The organism is Virgibacillus dakarensis (genome assembly GCF_900155625.1).
Classification (GTDB): Bacteria; Bacillota; Bacilli; order Bacillales; family Amphibacillaceae; genus Lentibacillus_C; species Lentibacillus_C populi.
On record NZ_LT732553.1, the window covers coordinates 99803 to 123100 of the forward strand.

Annotated in this window: 23 protein-coding genes and 1 pseudogene; 14 read left to right on the forward strand and 10 right to left on the reverse strand. The window is 40.0% G+C overall.

Annotation, left to right across the window (positions count from 1 at the left end):
- Positions 1 to 13: 13 nt before the first annotated feature.
- Both CZ382_RS00610 and CZ382_RS00620 read right to left on the reverse strand, forming a co-directional pair.
- Positions 14 to 522 (reverse strand): annotated as a pseudogene (locus CZ382_RS00610) (Rpn family recombination-promoting nuclease/putative transposase).
- Positions 523 to 561: 39 nt separating this feature from the next.
- Positions 562 to 957 (reverse strand): helix-turn-helix domain-containing protein, encoded by a 396-nt coding sequence (locus CZ382_RS00620; RefSeq protein ID WP_088049330.1) that lies wholly within the window; start codon positions 955 to 957, stop codon positions 562 to 564.
- 271 nt (positions 958 to 1228) lie between these two features.
- On the opposite strand from CZ382_RS00620, the gene CZ382_RS00625 reads away from it, so the two are divergent.
- A complete protein-coding gene (locus CZ382_RS00625) occupies positions 1229 to 1528 on the forward strand; it encodes a hypothetical protein (RefSeq protein WP_088049331.1) in 300 nt (99 codons plus the stop codon).
- Between the two features lie 66 nt (positions 1529 to 1594).
- Here the strand turns inward: CZ382_RS00625 and CZ382_RS00630 are convergent, their stop codons facing one another.
- Positions 1595 to 3517, reverse strand: coding sequence for a vWA domain-containing protein (locus CZ382_RS00630; RefSeq protein WP_088049332.1), 1923 nt, complete (start codon positions 3515 to 3517; stop codon positions 1595 to 1597).
- Between the two features lie 15 nt (positions 3518 to 3532).
- On the reverse strand, positions 3533 to 4408 hold the full coding sequence (locus CZ382_RS00635) for an ATP-binding protein (RefSeq protein WP_088049333.1): 876 nt from the start codon (positions 4406 to 4408) through the stop codon (positions 3533 to 3535).
- 458 nt (positions 4409 to 4866) lie between these two features.
- On the opposite strand from CZ382_RS00635, the gene CZ382_RS00640 reads away from it, so the two are divergent.
- From CZ382_RS00640 to CZ382_RS00660, 5 genes are all read left to right on the forward strand, one after another.
- Entirely contained in the window at positions 4867 to 6432 is a 1566-nt protein-coding gene (locus CZ382_RS00640; protein ID WP_088049334.1) for a BCCT family transporter, read from the forward strand.
- Positions 6433 to 6604: 172 nt separating this feature from the next.
- Positions 6605 to 6904 (forward strand): DUF2089 family protein, encoded by a 300-nt coding sequence (locus CZ382_RS00645; protein ID WP_088049335.1) that lies wholly within the window; start codon positions 6605 to 6607, stop codon positions 6902 to 6904.
- The gene (locus CZ382_RS00650; protein ID WP_088049336.1) at positions 6904 to 7191 is read left to right on the forward strand and encodes a hypothetical protein; all 288 of its coding nucleotides are present in this window, start codon (positions 6904 to 6906) and stop codon (positions 7189 to 7191) included. Before CZ382_RS00645 ends, CZ382_RS00650 begins: the two co-directional genes overlap by 1 nt.
- 24 nt (positions 7192 to 7215) lie before the next feature.
- Entirely contained in the window at positions 7216 to 7704 is a 489-nt protein-coding gene (locus CZ382_RS00655) for an ABC transporter permease (protein WP_088049337.1), read from the forward strand.
- Between the two features lie 151 nt (positions 7705 to 7855).
- Entirely contained in the window at positions 7856 to 8050 is a 195-nt protein-coding gene (locus tag CZ382_RS00660; protein ID WP_088049338.1) for a type II toxin-antitoxin system PemK/MazF family toxin, read from the forward strand.
- A 257-nt stretch (positions 8051 to 8307) separates the two neighbouring features.
- Here CZ382_RS00660 and CZ382_RS00665 read toward each other — a convergent pair whose 3' ends face one another.
- From CZ382_RS00665 to CZ382_RS00685, 5 genes are all read right to left on the reverse strand, one after another.
- Positions 8308 to 8487 carry a hypothetical protein gene (locus CZ382_RS00665; RefSeq protein ID WP_188724959.1) on the reverse strand — a complete coding sequence of 60 codons (180 nt, stop codon included), beginning with the start codon at positions 8485 to 8487 and terminating at the stop codon, positions 8308 to 8310.
- 138 nt (positions 8488 to 8625) lie between these two features.
- Complete coding sequence (locus CZ382_RS00670; RefSeq protein WP_088049339.1) at positions 8626 to 8805, reverse strand: hypothetical protein; 180 nt, start codon at positions 8803 to 8805, stop codon at positions 8626 to 8628.
- Between the two features lie 55 nt (positions 8806 to 8860).
- Positions 8861 to 9070: a hypothetical protein gene (locus CZ382_RS00675; protein WP_088049340.1), complete on the reverse strand. Its 210-nt coding sequence runs from the start codon at positions 9068 to 9070 to the stop codon at positions 8861 to 8863.
- A gap of 24 nt (positions 9071 to 9094) precedes the next feature.
- Positions 9095 to 9319, reverse strand: a complete 225-nt coding sequence (locus CZ382_RS00680) for a YrvL family regulatory protein (protein WP_230856177.1) — start codon at positions 9317 to 9319, stop codon at positions 9095 to 9097.
- Between the two features lie 137 nt (positions 9320 to 9456).
- Complete coding sequence (locus CZ382_RS00685) at positions 9457 to 9975, reverse strand: GNAT family N-acetyltransferase (RefSeq protein ID WP_200809504.1); 519 nt, start codon at positions 9973 to 9975, stop codon at positions 9457 to 9459.
- A gap of 430 nt (positions 9976 to 10405) precedes the next feature.
- Here CZ382_RS00685 and CZ382_RS00690 point away from each other — a divergent pair, with 430 nt between their 5' ends.
- Together CZ382_RS00690 and CZ382_RS00695 are read left to right on the forward strand one after the other, a co-directional pair.
- Positions 10406 to 11023 carry a hypothetical protein gene (locus CZ382_RS00690; RefSeq protein WP_088049342.1) on the forward strand — a complete coding sequence of 206 codons (618 nt, stop codon included), beginning with the start codon at positions 10406 to 10408 and terminating at the stop codon, positions 11021 to 11023.
- A gap of 445 nt (positions 11024 to 11468) precedes the next feature.
- On the forward strand, positions 11469 to 13139 hold the full coding sequence (locus CZ382_RS00695; RefSeq protein ID WP_235000363.1) for an IS200/IS605 family accessory protein TnpB-related protein: 1671 nt from the start codon (positions 11469 to 11471) through the stop codon (positions 13137 to 13139).
- Positions 13140 to 13614: 475 nt separating this feature from the next.
- Here the strand turns inward: CZ382_RS00695 and CZ382_RS00700 are convergent, their stop codons facing one another.
- Positions 13615 to 14844 (reverse strand): IS4 family transposase, encoded by a 1230-nt coding sequence (locus CZ382_RS00700; protein WP_088049343.1) that lies wholly within the window; start codon positions 14842 to 14844, stop codon positions 13615 to 13617.
- Between the two features lie 933 nt (positions 14845 to 15777).
- Here CZ382_RS00700 and ltrA point away from each other — a divergent pair.
- The 6 genes from ltrA (at position 15778) to CZ382_RS00730 (ending at position 23296) form a co-directional block, all read left to right on the forward strand.
- Positions 15778 to 17076 (forward strand): group II intron reverse transcriptase/maturase, encoded by a 1299-nt coding sequence (ltrA, locus tag CZ382_RS00705; protein WP_088049344.1) that lies wholly within the window; start codon positions 15778 to 15780, stop codon positions 17074 to 17076.
- Positions 17077 to 17472: 396 nt separating this feature from the next.
- Complete coding sequence (locus CZ382_RS00710) at positions 17473 to 17898, forward strand: YugN family protein (protein ID WP_088049345.1); 426 nt, start codon at positions 17473 to 17475, stop codon at positions 17896 to 17898.
- Between the two features lie 184 nt (positions 17899 to 18082).
- A complete protein-coding gene (locus CZ382_RS00715) occupies positions 18083 to 19021 on the forward strand; it encodes an AEC family transporter (protein WP_088049346.1) in 939 nt (312 codons plus the stop codon).
- A 457-nt stretch (positions 19022 to 19478) separates the two neighbouring features.
- Entirely contained in the window at positions 19479 to 20027 is a 549-nt protein-coding gene (locus CZ382_RS00720; RefSeq protein ID WP_088049347.1) for a DUF6155 family protein, read from the forward strand.
- Between the two features lie 125 nt (positions 20028 to 20152).
- On the forward strand, positions 20153 to 21829 hold the full coding sequence (locus CZ382_RS00725; RefSeq protein ID WP_088049348.1) for a DUF2207 domain-containing protein: 1677 nt from the start codon (positions 20153 to 20155) through the stop codon (positions 21827 to 21829).
- 216 nt (positions 21830 to 22045) lie between these two features.
- On the forward strand, positions 22046 to 23296 hold the full coding sequence (locus CZ382_RS00730; RefSeq protein ID WP_088049349.1) for a multidrug effflux MFS transporter: 1251 nt from the start codon (positions 22046 to 22048) through the stop codon (positions 23294 to 23296).
- The last annotated feature ends 2 nt before the right edge of the window (positions 23297 to 23298 follow it).

Sequence of the window (23298 nt, forward strand, 5' to 3'; positions counted from 1 at the left end):
CCGGTCATTTTGATTATATCTCGTCTGTGATGCCGTTTTTTCTCATTGCTTCAATTATTTCTCTTTTTCCTTCTATCTTCCCTTCATCTCTAGCGCCGCGCATACGGGTTATTTCGTCGTTTATCTCTTTTTCCCTGACACCACACGCTTTCTTGAGTTCTTTATCGAGGTTTAGAGCGCTAAGCTTTTCTTCTGCTTCGGTAATGTTTTTATCCATTGAAATTACCACCTTCAAAAGCAAATTGTTATCAACTTTTAGAAAGATCAGCCATCGGTGCAGCGGGTTATGAAGGTCTATATTCTTTATGAAATCCATGAATTCTAATGTTTCGATAAAGTGGATTTCCAATTTATCCGTCAAACGTTTTTTGTTTTTTTGTTTAGAAGTTGATAACAAAAATGAAAGTCAGCTGCGGTATCAACATTAAATCCTAAGAGGTTTATGGCAATTGTCCGGCTTAATTCCTGATAATCCTTGCTTTTCTTAAATCCTGCCGTATATAATTTGGACCAGTAAAACAAAGTCCGCTCACATATATTTTAAGCTACTTTTTTACTTCTTCAATTTGACTTTTTATTGGGAACTGTTCTCTCCAAAATGTTAATCAAAAAGCTTTTATCGTCATCGGTTAGTAAATAATTTCTGTAATACAAATCATCTTCCCTATTTAATAAAACATATAAATCTTGACTTTTATCTAAGTGATTATCTGCATCTAACGTTTCCGCAATAGTATCATAGGTATAATCAGTATAACCGGCCTTATCCATTAATTGCATATATGGAACGTTCAATCCATAGGCAAGTTTTTTAATAATAGTAGGAGTAGGTTTCGTGTTTTTTCCTGTCTCAATTTGTGACAAATAGGGATGGGATATCCCCGAACGTCTCGCAGCTTCCCTTAATGAAACATTTTTACTTTTCCTAATTTCCTTAATATATGTTCCAAAGTCCATTTGAAAACCTCTTTTTTGAATTTATATACTAAGTTTACTTTATAATGGTAAGTTGAGCAAACAATTCTATAAAATCGGTTGACAAATCAACCGAAAAATTCTATACTATAGTTAACAAATAAATAGGGAGGAGAAGTGAAATAACTAAAAGCTGCTACTGTTCACGCATCTATTTTTTTGCATAACGGTTGATTAATCAACCGTTATGCTGGATTACTAAGGTGCCAGGTTTGCAAGTATCAAAGGGGTATAAAAGAGGAGCGGGTAAATAATGAAAAGGTATCGGGAACTTGCGTTTGAATTGGACAGTCAATTGATTAAAATTAAGTCAGAAACAGAAATAGCATATGGTGCGTTGGAGTTCTTAAAAGAATTAGTTGACAAAATGCAGGTTCATTCGGATGCTGCGTCTTTCATGCTTAAAGAAGGAATAATGCAAAGGAAACTAAAATCGCTGATAACATTATTGGATTATTCAATCGTAAATATAGGTAGTATTGAGGAAGAAGCGGTTAGTAATCTTCAACCTATTTTTGAATATTTTCGTGAAGAGGACGAGGTTAATCAATAAATATAGAACGTTTTTAAGTCGGGACCAGTCCCATGGCGCTATAACGGAGCGGAAGGGACTGTTCTCTTAAATTACCTTCAACAATAGTCGCTTCAACAACGGTGCAAACAACTCCGGCAGCTCGGCAACACTCGGGATCATCAAGCGTTCTTTCCCGTAAATATTCTGCATCGTGGCATCTTCATGCTCGTCAATCACGCCATCTGCAAGAAACATACCGATAACTTCAATGCCTTTTTTACGTGCTTCCACAACCGCAACATTCGTATCGACAATGCCATTCTGATCATATCCCGAAGCTGCCGGCTCACCGTCAGAAAAGATGAGCAGGAACTTGTTCTTTTCTCTTCTAGCGGCTAATTCCTTCGTCATGACACGGATGCTGAAGCCGTCCCGATTGTCTTCCTCCGGTTCGAGTTGCATGATCCTTGCTCCGTCGTTTTTGTAGAAAGAATCGTCATAGGAATGGATTCGGTGAAAAAAATTCGGCTGGTAATTTTCCTTCACCTTATTGGCATCCTCCCAAAAACCGACAATGGCGTGAGGAATTTTTAATTGGTTTAATACTTCATGAAATAGGACAATCCCTCGTTTCGTTTCATTCATTTTATTGTGCATTGATGCGGAACAGTCAACAAGCAGGGTGAATACAGCGTCCATGTCACTTGATTCCTGACTTTTCTTATAAAACACGCGCGGATTTTCGTCGATAACAAGCGGCAACAATTTCTTGGAAAGCCGGCCAATAACCAAATCCTTTCTCGGAGCATTCTTTTTGTGTTCGATTGTTTTTTCAATGGTAGCCGCGAGCTTCCGTTTGAACGGCTCAATCTCTTGGACGTATTGTCGATATAAATCCAGATCAGCGTCAGATGACGTTCCTGCATTTTTTTCGATTGCGACGGCATGTTTGTTTTCCTCACCATAAATACGGTCACTGGATTCATTTCCCGACCGCTTATCCTCCTGTTTTTCTAGTGATTCTAATTCGGAATAGTCGTTACGTTTACTATTTCCAGAAGCACCCTGAACACTGCCCATCGCTTGATCAGCATCCTCGGTTTCGCGTGCTGCACCGCCCCGGATGTTTGTCTTCGTGCCAACCTCCAGTTCGAATTGGAGAAAATTTTGCTTCCGGTCACTATTTTGGTTTTCCCGATGCCACGTGGAGAAGGGCTGATCGAAATACTTGTTGTTTTCTTCATCCACTTCTTCCGTGTTCTGGTTCGCCAGCTCGTCTGTCCGGGTTAATTCATCAAACAACGTGTTCTGTGTCAAGTGCTCTATATGAGAAATCGGAAACGTAAAATAGTCATTGACCATGTCTTTGTTCTGATCTGTTAGTGAAAATGCTATATTATAGGCGATTTCGGTAATATCGGCGGTCGTTTTCGCTTCAAAGCTTGCAAATAGGAGCGGTTTCAGGCTTTCCAGACGATCAAGCTGGGCTGTGTTTGCCTGAGGAAAAGCTGGATCGGGCTCATTTGCTTGTAATAATAAATAAATGAGGCAAAATAGTTCATCAAGGGCATAGCTTCTTGTCACGTTTGTCGCTAATTGTGTCGCAAAATAGTGTTTGAGATACTTGGTACGGATGGCAAAGTCCCGTTTCGTCCCAGGTCGTTCCCTTTTTATCATTTCCTCTAGCCTGATATCCTCCAATAATGTGACGAGCTGGATGGCGAATTTTAACAACTTCGATTCATCCATATCTTGCAAATACGCTTTTAAAGAAGGGACATGGGTGTGATGCAATGTCCCTTCTGTTCGCAAAAATATATCCGTCTTATAGCCAGATTCCTTGATGTCCCGTTTATCCATATCCCAAAGGCTGCTGCCAGTCACTTTATGATCAATGATATCGATTGATGACCCATACGTGTATTCAAAGGTAAAATCCGCATTTCCGGATAATACTGCCGTTAAATCTTGTAACTGCAGAAACAGATTCGTATCGATAGTTGTATTAATCCACCGGTTGTCCACCATCCAGCATGCTCCTTTCTAAAACAGTGTATCTGCTATATTACTGACAAATTTCCGTTCGCGCTCTTCCTCCAGTTTATCTGCAATCGACCGGATAATTGCCCGTTTTGCAGGGATTAATGTGCTCAGATCGCACGCATCAAGCAGCGCACGGATCGATGCGGCATCTTCAGACAGCTTGCCTTGATAGACAGACTGAATGAGATCCGCAGACAGTTTCACAAATAGATCAATTGTCGTTTCATTGGCTAGCCTTGTATTCGTTTGGATCAATTGCTTGAGCTGTTTGCCTTCCAAATACGGAACGTCAATTACGATAAAGCGATTTTTCAATGCCTCATTCAGTGGGACGGTACCAACATAACCTTCGTTGATCGCAGCAATGACATTAAAACCTTCTTTGGCTGTTATGATCTCATTCGTAAACGGATTGGTAACGGTTCGCCGGTAGTCAAGCACCCCGTTTAGAAGCGGCAATGTCTCCGGTTTTGCCATGTTGATTTCATCAATATATAAAAAAGTTCCATGCATCATTGCGCTTGTAACTGGGCCCGGTACAAATTCAATTACTTGTTTTTCATTTTCATATGCCAACGTTTTAAAGCCCATCAAGCTTTCTGCATCCAAATCGACCGAACAGTTAATGCTATACATCGGCTGATAGAACATATTGGATAGCGTCTCCGCAAATTTTGTTTTCCCAGCCCCGGTTGGACCTTTTAGTAAAATATTTTTCCCCAGGCTTAAGGCGGAAATCGCGTCAATGACCAAATCGATATGTGGTGGAACATAGCCGCCTTCCCCGATAAGGTTTTGCAAAGTGTGGTTATTTTTCCGTTTCGTTGTTTGCAGCATGTTCTTTATCTGTTCAGGCAGGTTGTAGTTTGTGTTCATTGCTAGACTCCTTTCACACTGATCATTGTAAAGGTTGTGGGGAGGGAAGGCAATGGATGTGTAATGGGAGATAAAGGGATCGGTTTCTTGATCGATTTTTGCGTCGAACACGCTTAAAATTGTGCACCTCGCGGACTTGCTCTGATTATGTGAACATGACTGGATTAGTGCTGAACAAACTGGAAAAGTGCTGAACCCGTCTGAATTAGTGCTGAACAATTTTTTCAAAATACGCTGAACATGACTGGAAAAGTGCTGAACCCGCCCAGATTAGTGCTGAACAAACTAGAAAATACGCCGAATCCACTCTGATTAGCGCTCAACTTCCCAATCTCAGTCGGGTTTAGGCAGGATTCTATCAATTTCGTCCCCTTGTATGGAAAGACCCGTTTAAGAAAGACTATAAACGGATACAGAATAAAGAAAAAATATATGAGGAGTTGGTGGTTTCATTGAGTATGAAAGAAAGAGTAAAAGATAGAAAAGGGCTGATTGACTATCGTATTTTCCTGCCCTCATTGATTATTATTATAGCGATCAGCATCCCATTTTCATTAAATGAAAGCGGATCGCTGGAATTAATGAACACCATATTTGAAAGTATCGTGGCTAACTTTAAATGGGGCTATATCTGGTATACGATTATTCTGGTTGGCGCCGGACTATTTCTCTCATTTTCCAAATATGGGGATGTGGTACTCGGTGATCCGAATGAGAAACCAAGATTTACGTTGTTCGAATATGCGTCCATTTTGATTGCGATGGGGCTCGGTTCGACCATCATGCGGACAGGGATGGTTCAGTGGGCAACCGTGGCGAATGACCCGCCCTTGGGAGTTGAGCCGCAATCTATTGACGCATTGATGTGGGGAAATGCGTATGGCATGTTTATGTGGAATCTGCAAGTATTCGCAATCTTCGTGATGGCGGCGCCAGCAATGGGGTACATATTGCACGTTCGGAAACGCCCGATGATGCGGATATCGGAAGCATGTCGCGTTATATTTGGTGACCAATTCACCGATGGGATCGGCGGGAAAATTCTAGATATTATTTTTCTTATTAGTATACTTGCTGGGGCAGCGGTAACCCTGGGACTTGGCGCACCGATTGTGACCTATAATGTTGCAGAGTTATTTGATATTGACATCACGTTTGGCCTGACCTTAATTGTAACGATTATTTGGGTTTGTCTATTTTCAACAAGCGCCTACCTGGGGATTGAAAAAGGAATTAAAAAGTTAAGTACGCTCAACATGTACCTGGCAGCTATTTTTGCACTGGGAATCCTGCTTTTTGGGCCGGGAATATTTATTTTGAATTACTTTACCGATACGATTGGATTTCTCGTTTCCCATTATGTTGATTTATCGTTTTATACCAATTCCCTGGATCTGAACGGCAGTACATTTATCGAAACAAATACCGTATTCTGGTATGCCTACAGTGCGACGTGGGCAATGCTACACAGTGTTTTCGCAGCAAAAGTATCAAAAGGGCGGACAATAAAAGAAATGATTTTGACATATTTATTAGCGCCGACGATGATATCATGGGTAGCAACCGGTATCCTCGGAGGTCTTGGTGTTCACCGGTATTTGACCGGCGAAGTGTCAGTACTGGATATCGTCGCTGAAGATGAAATGGCAGCTATTCCTGCAATATTAAACTCGCTGCCTTTTTCATCGATTATGATTGCGGCATTTATTATCATCGCCACGATCTTTTTGACGACAACACTTGATTCTACGACGTATACCATTGCCACGTATGCGGGTACACAGAATATGAGTAAAGCCGAGCCGTCAAAATCGGTACGTATTATTGTAGCGGCAATTATTACCGCGCTTGCCTTGCTATTAATGCGCATCGGCGGTCTGGATCCACTGGAAGTTCTCTCCGGAATCATGGGTATCCCGATTATCGTCATCCAGTTTCTGACGATTTATGCGGCGAAGAAAATGATGGATGAGGATAGAGCCTGGGTGAATAATGTTAGGAGAGATAAAAAGCGAGAATACTAAGGATATTATACAAAATCCTGTTTTTGATTAGCTTTTCAAAAACAGGATTTTTTTGTGTTGAGTAACTATTATTAAATAAAATATACAAATAAACTTAAATAATATTTATTTTTCGTTTTACTTTATTAATAAATATGTTAAACTATATTTAGAAAATGAAAGGAGTAAAGGGATGGATATTAAAAATGTGCCAAATTGGATTTTGGCTTTAGATGAAGAAGATATGGAATTCATTAAAAAGTTTGTATTGAATTCAGGCTCCTTAAAGGAAATCGCCAAAATCTATGATGTTTCCTATCCAACTGTACGAATTAGGCTGGATAGGCTAATTCAGAAAATAACAGTAAATGATGCTGCGGATAACGAGGACTTTGTGAAATTTATTAAGGGACTTTCGATTGATGATCGCATTAGTTTAGAGGATGCGAAGTTGATTATTGAGAAATATAAAAAGGAAAAAGGTGACAAGTGATGGAATATGTTTACAATATTATATTCGCGATTTTAACCCTTGTAATTCAACATTTTCTTTCAACAAGAAAAAGAGCTTATTTTGGTGCCATCTTACCAATCATTTTTACGGTCTTCATGTGGGGCTGGGTATTTGCAAAAGTAAAAGATGGAGATACCTCTGATTTTTATTTCGCATTTATTCTCGGATTGGCTATTTTACTAGGTGGATGGATTGAAGGAAGAGAGTCATTAAAGAAAAAAAGAATAAGAGAATTAAATAAAATGAAAACCTACGATATGCAATAGGTAATCACAGAAAGGAGTAGAAAAATGATTCATATACTAAAACAGGAATTTATTGATTCTTTTAGAAGTATAAGGTCTATTATCATTGTTTTATTCATAACGTTCGTTTCTTACCAGTTTGCTAAATTTGCGGATAACAATCAAGCGTTGATCAACAAAATTCTCGAAAATGGCGGGGAGGAAGGGTCAGTATATACTGCCGCAATTGCATTGATTGTCCTGGTATTCGGATTTTTATTTGCTTTTGCAATATCCCACGATTCGATAAACAGGGAAGTAGAAATGAGAACGATGCGTTTACTCGTAACAAAGACGTCCAGATTACAAATTTTGCTCGGGAAATTTTTAGGCACGTTGTTATTTTGGGTTGTTGTCATATCCGTATCCTTTTCCATATTATTGATCATTTCTGGTTCATGGTTTCTAAAAGACTATCTTCAATCCCTAATATTCTTGTTTTACATTGTAAGCTTTGTTCTGCTCATTTCAACCTTGATCCCAAAGACAAAATGAACGATGTTCTCGGGTATTCTTTTTGGTATTTCGCTGCCATTTATCGGCTTAATCGCGACAGTATCATTGGATGATTTGTTAGCGAATTGTGCAGGAGAGAATCCACACGAAGAATTTTTTAGCGAATCAGTTGGAAAGGAAGAATTATAATATGCAAGTTCCAGATAGAGGGGATTTAATTTATTTTGACTTTAATCCTCGAACAGGAACAGAGCAAGCAGAACGTAGACTCGCAATTGTTCTGTCAACCAAAAAATTTAATGGAGTTACTGGTTATCCATCCGTTTGTCCCATCAGCAGAACAGAAAGGGAATGGGGGTTCGATGTCCCATTCCTGAAGGTTTAGCGGTTGAGGGTGTAATCATTAGTGATCAGGTGATTTGAATTGGAAAACAAGAAGTGCTCGAATAGGTGATACATACTTATCTTTATGAAGAACTTCAATTCGATGAATAGCTTATCAAGTTAGTATTTAATTTGCTCTGTTTTGGTGCTTATTTTACGTGGACATAAAATAGAGGATCACCCATATCATCAATACAATGGGTGATCCTCTTATATCTCTTCAACAATTGCGGCCGTTTGTGGCAACTTAAACAAAAACTATTTTAAAAATGGGATGTCTTGAAAGAGTGAAATGGTCAGGACTAGTGTCAGTAAGGAACCTGTTGACATTAAAGTTATTGTTTTTCGCCAGTTTATCTCTTCTGAAGGTTTTACAGCCTCTCGAGATACCGCAATCCAGATAAGCGTTGTTACTATGATAATAATGGTTAATGACATATTCGACACTCCTTTCATATATTTTCGCCTTAGCGTAAAAATCCAACTTTAAAAATAGCAGTTCCTCCATAGCCTGGTCCTATTGTTCAGTTAAAGGACGCGTTCTTATTCCATAATTGCCCTAGTTTGCGGTAATTATTATTGCTTTGAATTCAAGTATTCAGCAACCTCTTCTGGCACCTTGAAATTAAATGAATAACTTTTTACACTAAATTCAATATAAGGAAGATCTTTGTATGTTGTCATAGCAGCAACTTCATTTAAATTATCTTTTTGCTTTTCTGACTCGCCTAGTTTAACAGTATCCTTTTGATACATTTTAAATCTTTTTCCTTTAGTAGCTCCTGAAGGGATATCCGCTGAACCCTACTTATCAATTTAACGCATCAACAAAGTTTTCAATATCATTATCGTCTGAAATTGTTGTAACATCAGAACCATCTGATGAGAATACTTCAACTTTTTGCGTTTTTTCAAAGCTATCTGCAAGACCGCTATCATCGTTTTTCTTTCCTGTACCACATCCCATAAGTAAAATTGATACGCTTACAACAAGTAAAAATATCATCATACCTTTTTTCATAATAAATACACTCCTTTCCTGCACTTACGGTGAGTTTTTAAGAATAAAAAAACTGACAACAAAAATAATCAATGACCAAACAGATGTGTATTGAATACCAAGCAATTCAAAAATACCCGCCATCCCAAACAGGTAAATCCCTATAATAAAACCTGATACTACGGCTATGAAAAGTGTTACTCCCACAACTGTTCCTATTTTTTGTTTCATATTCATATCACGAAATGAATCATCATTATGTTCAGACATGTAAATAACAACTCTCCTTAAATCAAGAACAAAGAATTTAATTAAGCTATTTTTATAAAATGCTTACAGATTCACTTCAACAAAACGGCACAATTCAGAAGGACGTCCTTTATTCGATTAGCGTGCCCATTTCTGGATTATCGCAGATCAAGGGCATAGAATATTGTGTCATATCGGGCATTACCGACGGCAACAAAACGGGGCAATCGACCGTATTCTGTGAATCCTAGAGATTTGTACAGTTTTGCGGCCCGCGTATTGTCACCACGAAAGTCAAGCGTTAGCACCTCGATCCCAGCATTGATAGCAGCGGAAATCAATTGATTCATGAGTTGGTGACCTAAGCCACGACCTTGATACCGTGGATCGATTGCCACCTTTTCTATGTCGGCATGGGGATGATGAGTCGGACGATTGTAGCGTCTCCAGTACCCAACACCCGCAAGATCTTGATCGACCCAAATCGCAATTAGGCATGCGTCACTATTTTCACTTGCAATGGCCAACTCTCGAAGTAGGCTAGCCACCTCTTCTGTTGAGGGTGGATCAACCCACCCAATTGCTGCACCGTTTGAAACGAGTTCCTGTAATAACTGTGCTGCATTTTTTACAAACGATAAGTCTTCTGCGTTTCCGATATCTACTGCACGTAACACAATAGAGTTTTTCATCAGGCTCCCCCCATCTATAATTCTTCTAGGAAAACATGGTAGTCCTAGAAGCTATCCTAAACTTTATAAATTCACGTTTTACTAAGTTTATTCATAATCTGGCTCCATTCTTGAATAACCCTTTGCTTAAACAGTACCATATATCTCTCGTAAGCACACAGCATTCAAACCACCTTTTTGTGAATTAAATGACTTATTATAAATTTTACAACTTTTTATTTCTTAACACCTTGCCATCCTGATAAACCTTATAGATTTCCATTGTTCCTGAATGCGTTTCATGAAAAGACTCTTTTTTAGTCACATATTATACCCATGAATTGGTGTCGTCAATGAGAAGTTCGTGTAACTGGATTAAAATCGGTAGCGTGCTTTATAATTATTACAAAACTACCGTACGACAGGGGAGATATGAATGGATGTTTGGTACGTAAGCTATGGTTCCAATATTTGCGAAGATCGTTTTCTGTGCTATATATACGGAGATACCCCAAAAGGATCGACAGCAAAAGAATGCGGATGCACGGATAAAACCCCGCCGAAAAGAAGTGAAAAGGTGGAGTTGCCGTACCCGCTATATTTTGCCAAAGAACGGAGCAAATGGGGTGATGGCGGAGTAGCGTTTATTGGGGACAGGCCAGTTTATACGGATCGGACGTATGCCCGGAAATATTTGATTACCGCCGAGCAATTCTCAGAGGTTGTTGCCCAAGAAAATAATCAGCCCGGCTTATTAGTAGAGTTGCAGCAGGTGCTGCAAAAGGGTAAGCAAACCATAACGGATGGATGGTATGGAAGCCTTCTTTATCTTGGCGAAGAAGACGGATTTCCGATGTTTACATTTACAGCAAACACGCCGATGGACCGAACAACATTCAACAAGCCTTCAGCCTCCTATTTAACAATGATTGTGCGGGGGTTAAGAGAATTGGGTTTAACCAATGATGAAATAGTATCCTATCTTCTTGGAAAAAAGGGGATTGCCGAGTACTTTACAACAGATACGTTGGGGGAGTATATCGATGTGGTTTAGCAGGTGATTTCGGGTTAGATTGTTTATAGTAGGAAGTGGGGATCCAAACGGAAAAGGTTAGTCAAAATGAAATTGGATCCACGAAACAAAGCAGGTCTACGGACTTTTTGAACGTTACTTAAAATTAAATGAACACGAAGAAAAATAATTGAAGGATGAAATCAAACACATGGATGCGTCGAATAAAATTATGGAGATCCCGATTTCTTATGGGGAAAAGCTGAAGAGAAAAGGAAAGTAACTTTAAAATTGCTAGAGAAGGGTGCCTCCATTGAATTTATCTTCCTTTGGCGAGAAGACCCCTTCCTCAAGGAATGTATAGGGTAAAACCAAATGAGTAGGTAGGGGATGAATCGCCTCTCCAAGGGAGACTTTTTGAATTTGACAAGAACGTGTATTCGTGTGATAATACATATAGATGGAAAGAAAAAGGGGCTTTTAAGGGATGAGCACAAAAGCATATTTCTCTAATCGAATCTATAAAAATACACTTTCCAATTCAGTTGTTGAAGCTATTCGCGATAGCTTATCCCGCTTCAACCGTGCAAAACAGTTGGTATTGAATACCTTGGTCAAGGAAAAACGTTCGGGCCAGAATAGGCGGGAAAAATCGATCCATTTACACGTCAAGGAAAAATATCAATTGGACGATTATTATGCCAACAGTGCTGTTCAAGCTGCCAACGCCCAATTAAAAAGTCTGGACGAACTGAAAAAAATCTATATCGAAAATAAATCAGCACAAATCCGTTCCATCAAACGGAAATTAAAACAGGAACGCTCCAGATTAACCACCTTAAGAAAAATCAAAACATCCATCATCAAAGACAAACCTAAATTTCCCAAGCATGCAAGAGAACAAAAACAAGGCAATTACTTTGTCATAAGCTATAAAAAGAAAACGGACATCTATTATCATGCGTATCAATTTGAACATACATATCTTGATCCAGCGATACAACAACACAAAACAAGAATTGGCTTTCTGACGTCAAGGCTGAACCGGAAAGAAGAGGAATTAAAACAGTTACGGACCAATATTCCAAGTGTTGTTTTCGGTTCAAAAAAGCGATTCAAATCGCAACATACGAAGGATTTCTACATAGACAATCATGACGCTTGGCTGGAGGAATGGCAACAATCTCGCAACCAAAAAATGATTCTATCCGGACGGAAAGATGCCGCAAACGGGAATTTTGTATTTAACTACGATACAGAAAATAAACAGCTCCATTTCAAAACACCAAGTGGGGTTTTCATTAACATGGAACAAGTTCATTTCCCATATGGCCAGGAAAAAGTGGCATCTGCCATCCAAACCCAACAGAACTGTAAAAATAAGAAAAAGTATGGGAAACCGATTGCCTGGTCCCTTGAAGATCATGGTGATTACTATATAGTCAAATGTATGATGGATGTTGAAACCAATTCGCAAACAAACTATTCGAAATCCGATGGGGTCATTGGCGTAGATTGTAATGTCGATCATTTCGCCATTGCCAACATCAATGCAAAAGGTCAGTTACTTTCATCCTGCACATTACCATTTAAGCTGGAAGGCAAAACGTCAGGGCAAATTACCAAGATCATCGAAGCTGAAGCGATTGGAGTTGTAGATATTGCCCTGAAAGCGAACAAGCCAATTGCTTTGGAAAGAATCAATACAACCACTTCCAACGTATCGAATCCGTATGGCAATAAAAAGGCAAACCGGAAAATGGCCATGTTTGCTTATAAGAAAATGATCGCCGCCATTAAATCCAGAGCAGAGAAAATAGGGGTGACTGTATATGAGATTAACCCAGCCTACACCAGCCAAATTGGCAAAATGAAATACATGAAACGATTCGGGATATCCATTCACCAGGCGGCAAGTTATGTAATTGCCAGAAGAGCAATGGGATTTCGTGAAAAACTTCCACCAGTGTTGCGTGCACTATTACCGGAGAAGATGATAGGTGCGCATCATTGGGCGCAGTGGAGGTACGTTTCCAACCACCTGAAGAAAGTGCATACACATGCCTTCTATCTTGCAGAGCTTTTTGATGTAGACAGGTTTCACAAAACAGGTGAATTCTTTGTTTCGGGTGCTCTTGGCCCGCTAGACGTGGGTTAATTCAGCGTTGCCACAGGACGTGGCGCTCTTAGCTGAACATCCTTTGCTCTGGAACAAAAACGTTTGTCGAAATTAAAAAGCAGAAAAGCCGCTTCCTAGTTGAACGGGAAGCGGTCGTACAGCAGTGTACGTCTGATTATTTCAGAATCCCCCGCTTCAAACGATCTTTGTTAAGCGGTGGGTAGTTCAATGCGAGGTTATGGACTTAGACAAAAATGAAATTGAAGCGTTGATCCGAAAGTTGTAAGTAAATGGCATCCCGGAGCAGATAGTTGTTTCGGGTTGCTTTTTTATCGTCTAGGAAATTATCACTTGCGTTGCATAAAAAACTTTCTAGCTTGTCAACCATTTTAATTTTGGGGTAATTACCATTTATTCCCTATAAGGAATATTCAGACTTGAATTTCTTTGCTATTAAAGAAAAAAGGACAACAGGGTTTTTGAGGTAGTCCTTCATCCATTTTTTGTAAATTATTTAAATGATTGGATCGTAGGTTAGATCATCTAAATGATAAACATCTCCTGATTCATATTGTGCTAGGGTCTCTTCAAAAATACGCTGATGTTGCAGTTTTCGCCGACCATTGGATGATCGGTCGGGTTCCTTGAATATTTCTGAAATAAAGGTTGTTAGTTTTACTGAACAGAAATCGGAAATCCAGTTCAGCATTTCTAGTAAGGTACCTTTATAACCTAATTGATGATTCAATAATAGGGTTAAGCAAAATGTGATCATTGCGATGTAAATTTGATTGTATACAGCGTTCTCGCTTTGTCCATAAAGCTTTGTCAAAACTAAATGTTGTTTCACCCATTTAAAAAATAATTCAATTTGCCAACGTGTCCGGTATAGATCACCAATTTCTTGTGCACTTCGTTTTGCGTCATTGCACACAATAGAAATGTTGTTTCCTTCGTTATCCTGTGTTTCTACTAAACGTAGAGGATATTTCATTTTGCCGATTTTCACAATTGCCTCTCGAATAATGGGAGAGCAAGGGTTGACAGGTAATTCCTCTATCACATGTACAACGGTATTGGTTTTAATTCGAGTGACAAAGTGAATTCCTTCCGCACAGTAGGTATCGAATTTTTCAAAGTTGAAATAACCTCGATCGAATACGTGAAGTGTATTTTTGTCGGCTACGATTAACGAATCCAGTTGTGTTTCATCTGCAGGTCTTGCAGGAGTAACAATCACATCATTTGGGTAAGAAACGCCATCGCAAAAATGGATGGATGTATGTAGCTTTACCCCGGATTTAGTATCACGAAAATCCGCCCATTCATACTGACTAAGACACATGGAAATAGTAGAGGAATCAATCAAATGAATCTTCTCGAGGGCTTTATCAGCCTTTTGCGGACCCAGTGCCTGGTGCAACTTTTGAACCAAATGATGCATCATAACTTGGAATATTTCAGATGGTATAGCACCAAGCTTTCGGGAAAGTTGCGACTTACTGATATCTTCGATGCCGACCAGTCGTTGTATACTTTTCTTGCGCTTTACTTTTTCACTTATACGCCCTAGACTAGGTAATCCTTGGAGCTGGGCATAGATGAAAAGATTAGTAAATGTTAGCACGTCAAGCTTTTTAACATACCTATCGATTTGGGCATGGTCAATCATCTTTTGAATAACTTTTGAATCTAATGGATGAATGTATTCCTTGAATACAGTTTTTATGGTATTATAGTCCATGGATGACTCCTTATAATTAGGGATTTGGACAGGACTACCATACTCTAATTATAAGGGTTTTTTTATGGTTTTTAAAGGTTAAATTGCCATTATTCCCAATTTTACATAAATTATATTTCTTGACTTTTTTATTTTATTTTCCTGCAACGCAAGTGGGAAATTATAAAATTTTGCGGCTGTGGATAACTTAATAACCGGATAAGCCACGTCCGGCTCCAGCGCCCAGCGGCTAGTGTGCAACACCCGCCTCCGTACGATAAGTCAACATCGACTCGGGTAGGAAGGAAGGCCGACTAAAAACGGACTTTGCGTCCAACGTCGGCATACCCCTTTTGCAGGGGCATGTTTCCTTTATCTCCTACGGCTCAGTCCAGCACATACGCCGCTAACCGGGCGCTTGCGCCTTTGGCGTGCCCAGCACGCTGTTAATTGCGAGTTGGTGAAAGTCCAACCCAAGTAAGTACCAAGACGCTTGGTAGCTGACAAGTAACTGGTGGAGAAATCCTAAGGTTGAAGCCTTGTGACAAAGCACACTCAGTAGTGCGAGCAACCTAACAGGTCGTAACATAAAAGTGAATCCTGCCGCCTCGTCAGCAGACCCACACGTGGACAAGGAGAAGTCGATCCTGGCAAAGGAAGGAGAAGACCATGGAAGGTGTCAAGAACTTGGAAGAGCAGCACTGAAGAATCTCTCGGGGTAAGGGGAGCGACATGTTAGGAAAGTAATTAACGGAACTGGGGATACCCTCCTCGGTCACTCTACGGAGTAAAACAGAAACCTATAAGCCGATGGTGAAGTGGTGGAAGGGCTGAGAGGGAGTCGGAGGGGGTCATAGTACCGATGATGACGATGACAACACAACATTGTCTAGGGAAGGACGGCATAAGCCAATACCCTACTTCGTTCACAAGTTTGAAAGGAGGTACGAGTAAGTGAATGCCGGAAAACTGGCTAACTACACCAATGGAAAAGCTCAACGACTCCGATCAACTTTATATCTTTGTGCCAAGGAAAGTCCTACGAGACGATTTCACGCACTATATGATAAGATCTATCGTCCTGATATACTGGCGGAAGCATGGAAAAGAGTCAAATCCAAGAATGGAAGTGGTGGAATCGACAGGCAAACAATCGATGAGATTGTATATGACTATGGGGAAAGGGAATTCTTAAATGAGTTATACCTTGAACTAAAGGAAAATCAATTCCGTCCAAATCCAGTCAGAAGAACCTATATTTCAAAAGGAAATGGGAAAACAAGACCACTGGGAATCCCAACCATTAAGGACAGAGTGGCACAGATGGCAACAAAACTGGTACTAGAACCCATATTCGAAACAGATTTTCAAGATTGCTCGTATGGATTCAGACCAAAACGCAATGCCCATCAAGCCATAGCGAAAATCAAGAAAGCCAGTAAGAAGTCTGCTTGGGTGGTAGATGCCGATATTAAAGGGTATTTTGATAACATCAACCAAGATAAACTGATGAGGCTAGTGAAAATGAGAATTAGCGATAGAAGAGTACTAAAACTCATTCGCAAATGGTTGCGAGCAGGAATCATGGAAGATGGCCATTTTCGTGATTCTGTAACCGGGGTTCCGCAGGGTGGTGTGATCTCGCCACTATTATCGAACATCTATCTAAATGTATTGGACTCACTCTGGAATAAGAAGTTTGCACACCTGGGGCAAATTGTTCGCTATGCAGACGACTTTGTTATTATGTGCTCTACGAAGCAACAAGCGTTGGAAAGTATTCAGGTATTAAGAGGTATCATGAAGAAACTGAACCTTACACTTAGTCCTGAGAAATCAAGGCTTGTCAATATATGGGATAATACAGATGGATTTGACTTCTTGGGACTTCATCACAGAAAATTCCCTATTCTTATTAAAGGCGGTTACAAAATACATGTGATGTCGCACATACCGAGTAAAAAGGCAATGAAGAAAATGCGAGAGAAGATCAAGGAATATGTGGGAAAGAACAATAAATTGTCCCTAGACATAGAAGATCTCATAATAGGGCTGAATCGAAAGCTGCAAGGGTTTAAGAACTACTATCTTACTTCCCCGATAGCTAAGAAATGGCTTAATCGTATCGACTGGTATGTACTTGAACGACTTACAATATTTTGGAACAGGAAACGAAATAAACGCCACAAACACAGTAAAATGGGCGAGGTAATAGAAATGACCAAATATAAATTAGTGAAATTGGCGAGTTAGACAAGTACGTAATGCCAAAGAAAGAAGAACGTCGGAAAGCCGTATGAGGGAAAACCTCATGTACGGTTTGATGAGGGGGAACAGGAAGAGGAATTGCCCTCAAGTCTGGCTTAGTAAGGTGGAAAACCCTGAAACCCGAGGACAAGAAGGCAATATCTAACTCCTGTTTTCTACTCTACTTCTTTGCTAAAAGGTTTGTACAGATGTCAATCCGGAAATAAATTAGATCAACTACAGGAAAAAGTAGATCAATGGTTTTTCTTTGATTATGGTTACATGGTAAAAAGGGTAAAACGCCAGTCTGCCGGCTGTGAAGTTATCATATAAGGCAGTTTATGTATGTTAATGAAAATTACGTAAATACTAGTAGAAAAATTATGCAGGAGAAGGGTAATCATGTTAAAATTGAACACCGAAATAGAAGGTAAAAGGGCTTATTTTGGTAATGTGTATAAAATGTTTAAAGCAAATGGATACGCATTATGTGGAAATTGGGAGTATGACAAAGGGAAATTTGATATGGTTTTATGCCGTGAAGGTGGGGAAACCATTTATATCCGCGTTCCATTTGATGTGTTGGAGGGTCAACTGGACCATCCCCGGACATATATTCAGTTCCGCCAACCATATGTAATAAAGCATGTCGTACATACCGGACTGGACTGGGATGGAAATTCTTTACTGACCACAACAGGATTTAGCCAGTTTCAGGAACCTGTCGACAGGGACGGTAATATACTGGATAAAAGCAGGTGGGAAGATGCTGGAGAACGGGCAGTACAGGATTTGGTCAGTTCTATGGATGAATGTTTGGAAGCATAATTAATGGATCCTGTAATTTTTCTGAAGGACTAACCGAGTTGAATAGGATGTGAAAGATAACTTGTACATCGAGTTCAAGTTATCTTTTTTTGTGGAAAAAATTCAAACGGACAAGTGGGCAACCCCTGTACTGGAAATAAACCATCTAGGCAGAAACTGCATAGATTAAACAGGGGGGAGTTAAATGGATTCGGTTATAGCTTTTTTTGGTGAAATGCTGGTTCTGTACGTGATTGCACTGATCGGTTTTTTGGCAAGAAAAACAGGCGTTTTAAATGAAAATGCTAATGGTGTATTAACGCAAGTTGTTTTGTATATTACATTACCGGCACTAATTTTGTTTTCGTTGGACATTTCATTTTCTGTCACTTTCGTAAAAGAATTCATTTGGCTCATTACGATGTCTCTATATATACTGACGATGTCCATCTTTATTGCACGTTGGATGAGCAAGCGCTCCATACTTGCAGCAGGTCAAACCAATGTTTATGAGGGCTTGATCATCTTTGGGAATCAAGGCTTTATTGGGTATGCAGTAAGTTTTATTATTTTAGGGGAAGAAGGAATTATCTATTTAACGATATTTAATATCTGTTACTTAATTCTGATTTGGACGTACGGTATTTATCTTTTTACTACTAATGAGGCTAAGCCTAACGTTAAGGCAATTCTTTTAAATCCGGGAATTCTTTCCACCCTATTGGGGCTGTTCGTTTTTGTGTTGCCAATTAGCTTTCCTGAAATGATTACAGACGCACTTGAAGATGTGGGGAAAATGACAATTCCACTTTCGATGATCATCATCGGCAGTCTGATCGCCAATATAAAATTTACTGCCTATTATCAGGCTTTAAAAAACAGGTATCTCTGGAATGCAGTACTTGTCAGGCTATTAATGATTCCTTTATTACTGTTGCCTTTCATGGCTTTATCCGTTCCTTTTACGTTACTTTTCATTGCCGTGTTAGTTTCTGGAATGCCTGCTGCACCAACTATTTCACTTTATGCACAGAAGTACGGTGCTGACACTTCCTTTGCATCATTAGGGGTGGTACTAAGTACGATTTTATGCCTATTTACGATTCCGATCCTTTATTGGGTAGTTATATGGTTGTATGCCTAATAAGCGAAAAGAGATTATTAACATAGTGTCGCCACAATGAATGGCATCTCTAGACATTCTGTTGTTTTTAGGATGTTTGCCCCTTCCGATCGGGACTTCTGCACGATCGATCGGTTTATTTCACCTTTCGATCGGGATTTCTACAAGATCGATCGGTTTATTTCGCCTTTTGATCGGGATTTTTGTACGACCGATCGGCTAATTTCTCTCTTTAATCAGGGTTTCAACCCGGTAATTCTGTTTGTTGATAGTTTGAGGGTGGGAACTTCAAGCTGTGAAAGGTTTTCTGGACAGGTATTAGTTGTCGCAACACCGATATAATGTTTTCCTCCATACGACCTTCTGAAAAGCTTGTGAATGCCTAACTATTTTTTTTGCAATCCACTACTAAAAACAAGATAATAGAAACAGGGAAATTGCTTGAATTGGATAATAAATTCCATTTGGAGGGACAAATATGGCTAAGGTTACTAAATTGAAAATTCCGGAGTTGAAAAAGAATTTAAAGAATTATGATCAAAAAGAACTCATTAACGTTATTGCTGATTTGTATAAATTGAATGATGATGTGAAGGATTTTTTGTCTGTGAAATTTATGGGTGAAGAAAAGATCCGGGAATTATTCGAACGTGCCAAAAAGGAAATCGAGGATGAATTTTTTCCGGAAAAAGGGTTTGGGAAGATGCGCCTGGCTAAAGCGAAAAGGGCCATCAGTGATTTTAAAAAACTGACAGGAGATTTATTTAGAACGATTGATTTAATGTTGTGTTATGTAGAGGTTGGGACAGAATTCACGAATACGTATGGTGACATTGATGAAAAATTTTACGACAGTATGGAGTCCATGTTTCATAAAGTTGCCAAAGCGTGTGAAAAAGATGAAACGTTATTCATACATTTTAATGACCGTTTAAGGGCAGTCGTAGCCGATTCTGGTGGAATTGGTTGGGGTTACCATGATAGTTTAACAGATATTTATAATTCCTTAATCTTGGTGAAACGGTGATAGCTGGCTTAGCAATCAGTTTGAGCTGTATTGGCTTAGATTTCCAAGGGGTAGCTTCCTACCCCCTTTGAAACTTTTTCATTGCCCATTTCGTATGAACAGATAGAAAGGGGTTTTGTTTCGTAATGAAGAAATTGTTAGCACTCATCGTATTACTTGCCTCGATTATGATCTCACCATTAACTACACATGCGATGGAATATTCCATCGATCATATGAAAATTGATGCGTTTTTACAGAAAGATGGAATGGTAGATGTAACGGAAGTACAAGTCTACTCCTTCGAGGGAAAGTTTAAGGGTATAACAAGGACGTTGATTCCTAAAAAAGGGACGCAAATTATCGACGTAAAAGCCACCGAAAACGGCAAAAAATTAAAGGTAGAACAGGATGATAATGAATACAAAATTTATCGTAAAGGGAAGGATGAGGAGGTCACGATTAATCTGACCTATACGATCAAAAATGGTGTCCAGCGCTATTCGGATGTAGGACAATTTAACTGGCCGTTTTTTGATGAGAGCAATGAATCGGATTATGAGCAGTTTGATGTATATGTTCATCCGCCACAGCCGACAGAGGATGTCATTGCGTTTGGTGATGAAGAAGCCTTCGGAACAGCAAATATCAACGACGGTGGCATTGTTCATTTTGCAATGGGGAAGGTACCCGAGGGATCAAACGGGAATATTCGCGTTGCCTATGATGCGGAACTTTTCCCAGGAACCGCATTGACAAAAGACAAGCCGATGCGGGAGGAGATTCTGGCGGCTAAGACAGAGCTGCAGGAGAAGCAAGCTGCTTTTGAAGAGCGTAAGGAATTCTTAGCAAATCTGGCCCCATACATTGTTGGTGTCTTTGTGTTCTATTTCCTTGGATTATGTTTTTATGCTTGGCAGAAAAAACGGGTAACGGGTATGGAAATGGAACGAAGGTTTCCGGCTGTCTATTTTATACCAAAAGCGGACATGAGCATGCCTGCGACAATCTCGTTTATGAATTCCGGAATCATCGGTGCGGAAGCGCTGACGGCAGCATTAATGGATTTGGTGCGGAAGGGCTACGTGAAGCGAAAGAACGAGGATACCTTTGACGTGGTGCATCGCAATACGGATTACCAACATGAGAACTTCCTGATCCATTGGCTGTTTGATACGATCGGAAAAAATGGGGTATTTCGCTTAGAAGACCTGGAGAAATACACCAAGAAGAAAGCCAATCAATCCAAATACCGAAAAGATTTCGAAACATGGAAACAGGCAGTTCAGGATGAAGTGAAAAGCCACCATCTATATAAGAAGAAGACAAAAATACGTGTATGGGCTGGTTTATCAAGCATTCTTTTAATCCCACTCGTCATTTTGTTTGGAGTTCATGAATTGTTTATGTGGGTGTTCTTCTCGATTCTGTTATTTATAGGATTAGGTTTATTTGCATTATTCTATCGCCCGAGAACGATTAAGGGTACCAAAGTCGTGCAACAATGGAAGGCTTTCAAAGAAAAATACCCGGAAATAAATGTAGACGAATGGAATGAGCAAATGGACGATGACCAGAAACGCGCTTTTATTTTCGGGGTTGGGATGAATGATAAACGAATGAAAAAGAAAAACGAGCAGCTGCTTGAGGCTATTCCCCCAACAAGTTATGCAGGTTCTGATTTGGTTCTGTTTACAGCAATTGCAGCGGCTAGTACAAGTTTTGAAAGTGCAAACAATACCGCATCCGCATCATCCCCTGGTGGAACTCCAGGCGGAGGAGCTGGTGTCGGTGGCGGCGGAGGTGGATCCGGGGCGTTTTGATTAGAATGGAAAGACTGCTAAGATGAGTGTCCGTCCCTAAATTTTAGTTTACTCGAATCTCTTTTGTTAAAAAATGAAGCATTTCGGATATACCCAAAGAAAGAAAAGCGATGAAGGCCGTATCCACCTCACTAAGCAAGTGACGGGGGAACGGTCCTTTTTTTGTGGTATGATAGAAAAATATTGCTATCCACATGAAAGAGGTTCGATCAAGTTATGAATGAAATGGAAAGAATGATAGATTCCCAGGAAACACCAAAGCGATTCAATAAGGTTTGGATGGTTCTGATATTAGGATTCCTTACCGCGTTTGGCCCACTGTCGATGGACATGTATTTACCAGCACTCCCTATTGTTACGGATGATTTACAAACGACTGCATCGCTCGGCCAATTAAGTATAACTGCGTGTCTATTAGGATTAGCGGTAGGGCAATTGCTTTTTGGACCGTTGAGTGATATTCAGGGCAGAAAACGTCCACTTGTGATTACGTTGGTCATTTATGCCATTGCTTCACTTCTTTGTGCATTCAGCTCTAACATTTGGCTATTTATTGGGCTGCGATTTATTCAGGGATTTTCTGGCGCAGCAGGCATTGTGATTGCCCGTGCATCAGCCCGCGATATGTATGTTGGCAAGGACCTGACGCAATTTATCGCCCTGCTTGCGCTTGTGAATGGTGCTGCTCCAATCCTTGCTCCGTTATTCGGCGGGGTTGTGTTAAATTGGGTATCGTGGAATGCTGTATTTGTGATTTTGTGTTTGATCGGATTTATCATGTTTCTTGCGGTTATATTTACCCTCCCGGAAACACTGCCCATTGAAAAAAGAGCGCAGGGAGGTTTATTGGAAACAGTTAAAACGTTTCGTGACCTGCTGAAAGACCGGGTATTTATGGGAATTGCACTGGCACAGGCGTTTGCATCGATGAGCATGTTCGCCTATATAGCAGGTTCACCGTTTGTTTTGCAAAATATCTATGGGATCACACCACAGCAATTTTCCATTGTATTTGCGGTGAATGGTGTAGGGATCATTATTGCTGCACAGCTTACTGGACGATTAGCACATAAAATCGAAGAAGCACACCTATTACATGTGGGTGTCTCGATATCATGTATTGGTAGTTGTCTGTTATTAGCAGTTGTGCTTTTCTCATTTCCGCTTTGGGTATTGCTTCCAGCATTATTTCTTGTCGTAGCGAGTGTGGGGATTGTGAACACTACCAGTTTTTCACTCGGTATGCAGCGGCAGGGAAAGGTGGCGGGAAGTGCCTCAGCCTTTCTTGGCATCCTTCCGTTTGGCGGAGGTGGGATCGTTTCCCCGCTTGTAGGGATTGGTGGCGATCATACAGCCGTGCCAATGGGAATTGTTATTTTTATTTGTAGCGTGACCGCGTTTATCATCTATATGACGATGGTAAAAAGAAATCGTGCAATTATTGGGGACAGTCCCTCAACGCTTTAGTA

Bases quoted from the DNA above. Each gene is read 5' to 3' on its own strand.
- CZ382_RS00700 (WP_088049343.1), bottom strand. From the start codon at position 14,844: ATGGACTATAATACCATAAAAACTGTATTCAAGGAATACATTCATCCA.
- CZ382_RS00715 (WP_088049346.1), top strand. From the start codon at position 18,083: ATGGATTCGGTTATAGCTTTTTTTGGTGAAATGCTGGTTCTGTACGTG.
- CZ382_RS00625 (WP_088049331.1), top strand. From the start codon at position 1,229: ATGAAAAGGTATCGGGAACTTGCGTTTGAATTGGACAGTCAATTGATT.
- CZ382_RS00665 (WP_188724959.1), bottom strand. From the start codon at position 8,487: ATGTCATTAACCATTATTATCATAGTAACAACGCTTATCTGGATTGCG.
- CZ382_RS00725 (WP_088049348.1), top strand. From the start codon at position 20,153: ATGAAGAAATTGTTAGCACTCATCGTATTACTTGCCTCGATTATGATC.
- CZ382_RS00710 (WP_088049345.1), top strand. From the start codon at position 17,473: ATGTTAAAATTGAACACCGAAATAGAAGGTAAAAGGGCTTATTTTGGT.
- CZ382_RS00670 (WP_088049339.1), bottom strand. From the start codon at position 8,805: ATGTATCAAAAGGATACTGTTAAACTAGGCGAGTCAGAAAAGCAAAAA.
- CZ382_RS00640 (WP_088049334.1), top strand. From the start codon at position 4,867: ATGAAAGAAAGAGTAAAAGATAGAAAAGGGCTGATTGACTATCGTATT.
- CZ382_RS00620 (WP_088049330.1), bottom strand. From the start codon at position 957: ATGGACTTTGGAACATATATTAAGGAAATTAGGAAAAGTAAAAATGTT.
- CZ382_RS00675 (WP_088049340.1), bottom strand. From the start codon at position 9,070: ATGAAAAAAGGTATGATGATATTTTTACTTGTTGTAAGCGTATCAATT.
- CZ382_RS00645 (WP_088049335.1), top strand. From the start codon at position 6,605: ATGGATATTAAAAATGTGCCAAATTGGATTTTGGCTTTAGATGAAGAA.
- CZ382_RS00730 (WP_088049349.1), top strand. From the start codon at position 22,046: ATGAATGAAATGGAAAGAATGATAGATTCCCAGGAAACACCAAAGCGA.
- CZ382_RS00690 (WP_088049342.1), top strand. From the start codon at position 10,406: ATGGATGTTTGGTACGTAAGCTATGGTTCCAATATTTGCGAAGATCGT.
- CZ382_RS00655 (WP_088049337.1), top strand. From the start codon at position 7,216: ATGATTCATATACTAAAACAGGAATTTATTGATTCTTTTAGAAGTATA.
- CZ382_RS00660 (WP_088049338.1), top strand. From the start codon at position 7,856: ATGCAAGTTCCAGATAGAGGGGATTTAATTTATTTTGACTTTAATCCT.
- CZ382_RS00630 (WP_088049332.1), bottom strand. From the start codon at position 3,517: ATGGTGGACAACCGGTGGATTAATACAACTATCGATACGAATCTGTTT.
- CZ382_RS00680 (WP_230856177.1), bottom strand. From the start codon at position 9,319: ATGTCTGAACATAATGATGATTCATTTCGTGATATGAATATGAAACAA.
- CZ382_RS00720 (WP_088049347.1), top strand. From the start codon at position 19,479: ATGGCTAAGGTTACTAAATTGAAAATTCCGGAGTTGAAAAAGAATTTA.
- CZ382_RS00695 (WP_235000363.1), top strand. From the start codon at position 11,469: ATGAGCACAAAAGCATATTTCTCTAATCGAATCTATAAAAATACACTT.
- CZ382_RS00635 (WP_088049333.1), bottom strand. From the start codon at position 4,408: ATGAACACAAACTACAACCTGCCTGAACAGATAAAGAACATGCTGCAA.
- CZ382_RS00650 (WP_088049336.1), top strand. From the start codon at position 6,904: ATGGAATATGTTTACAATATTATATTCGCGATTTTAACCCTTGTAATT.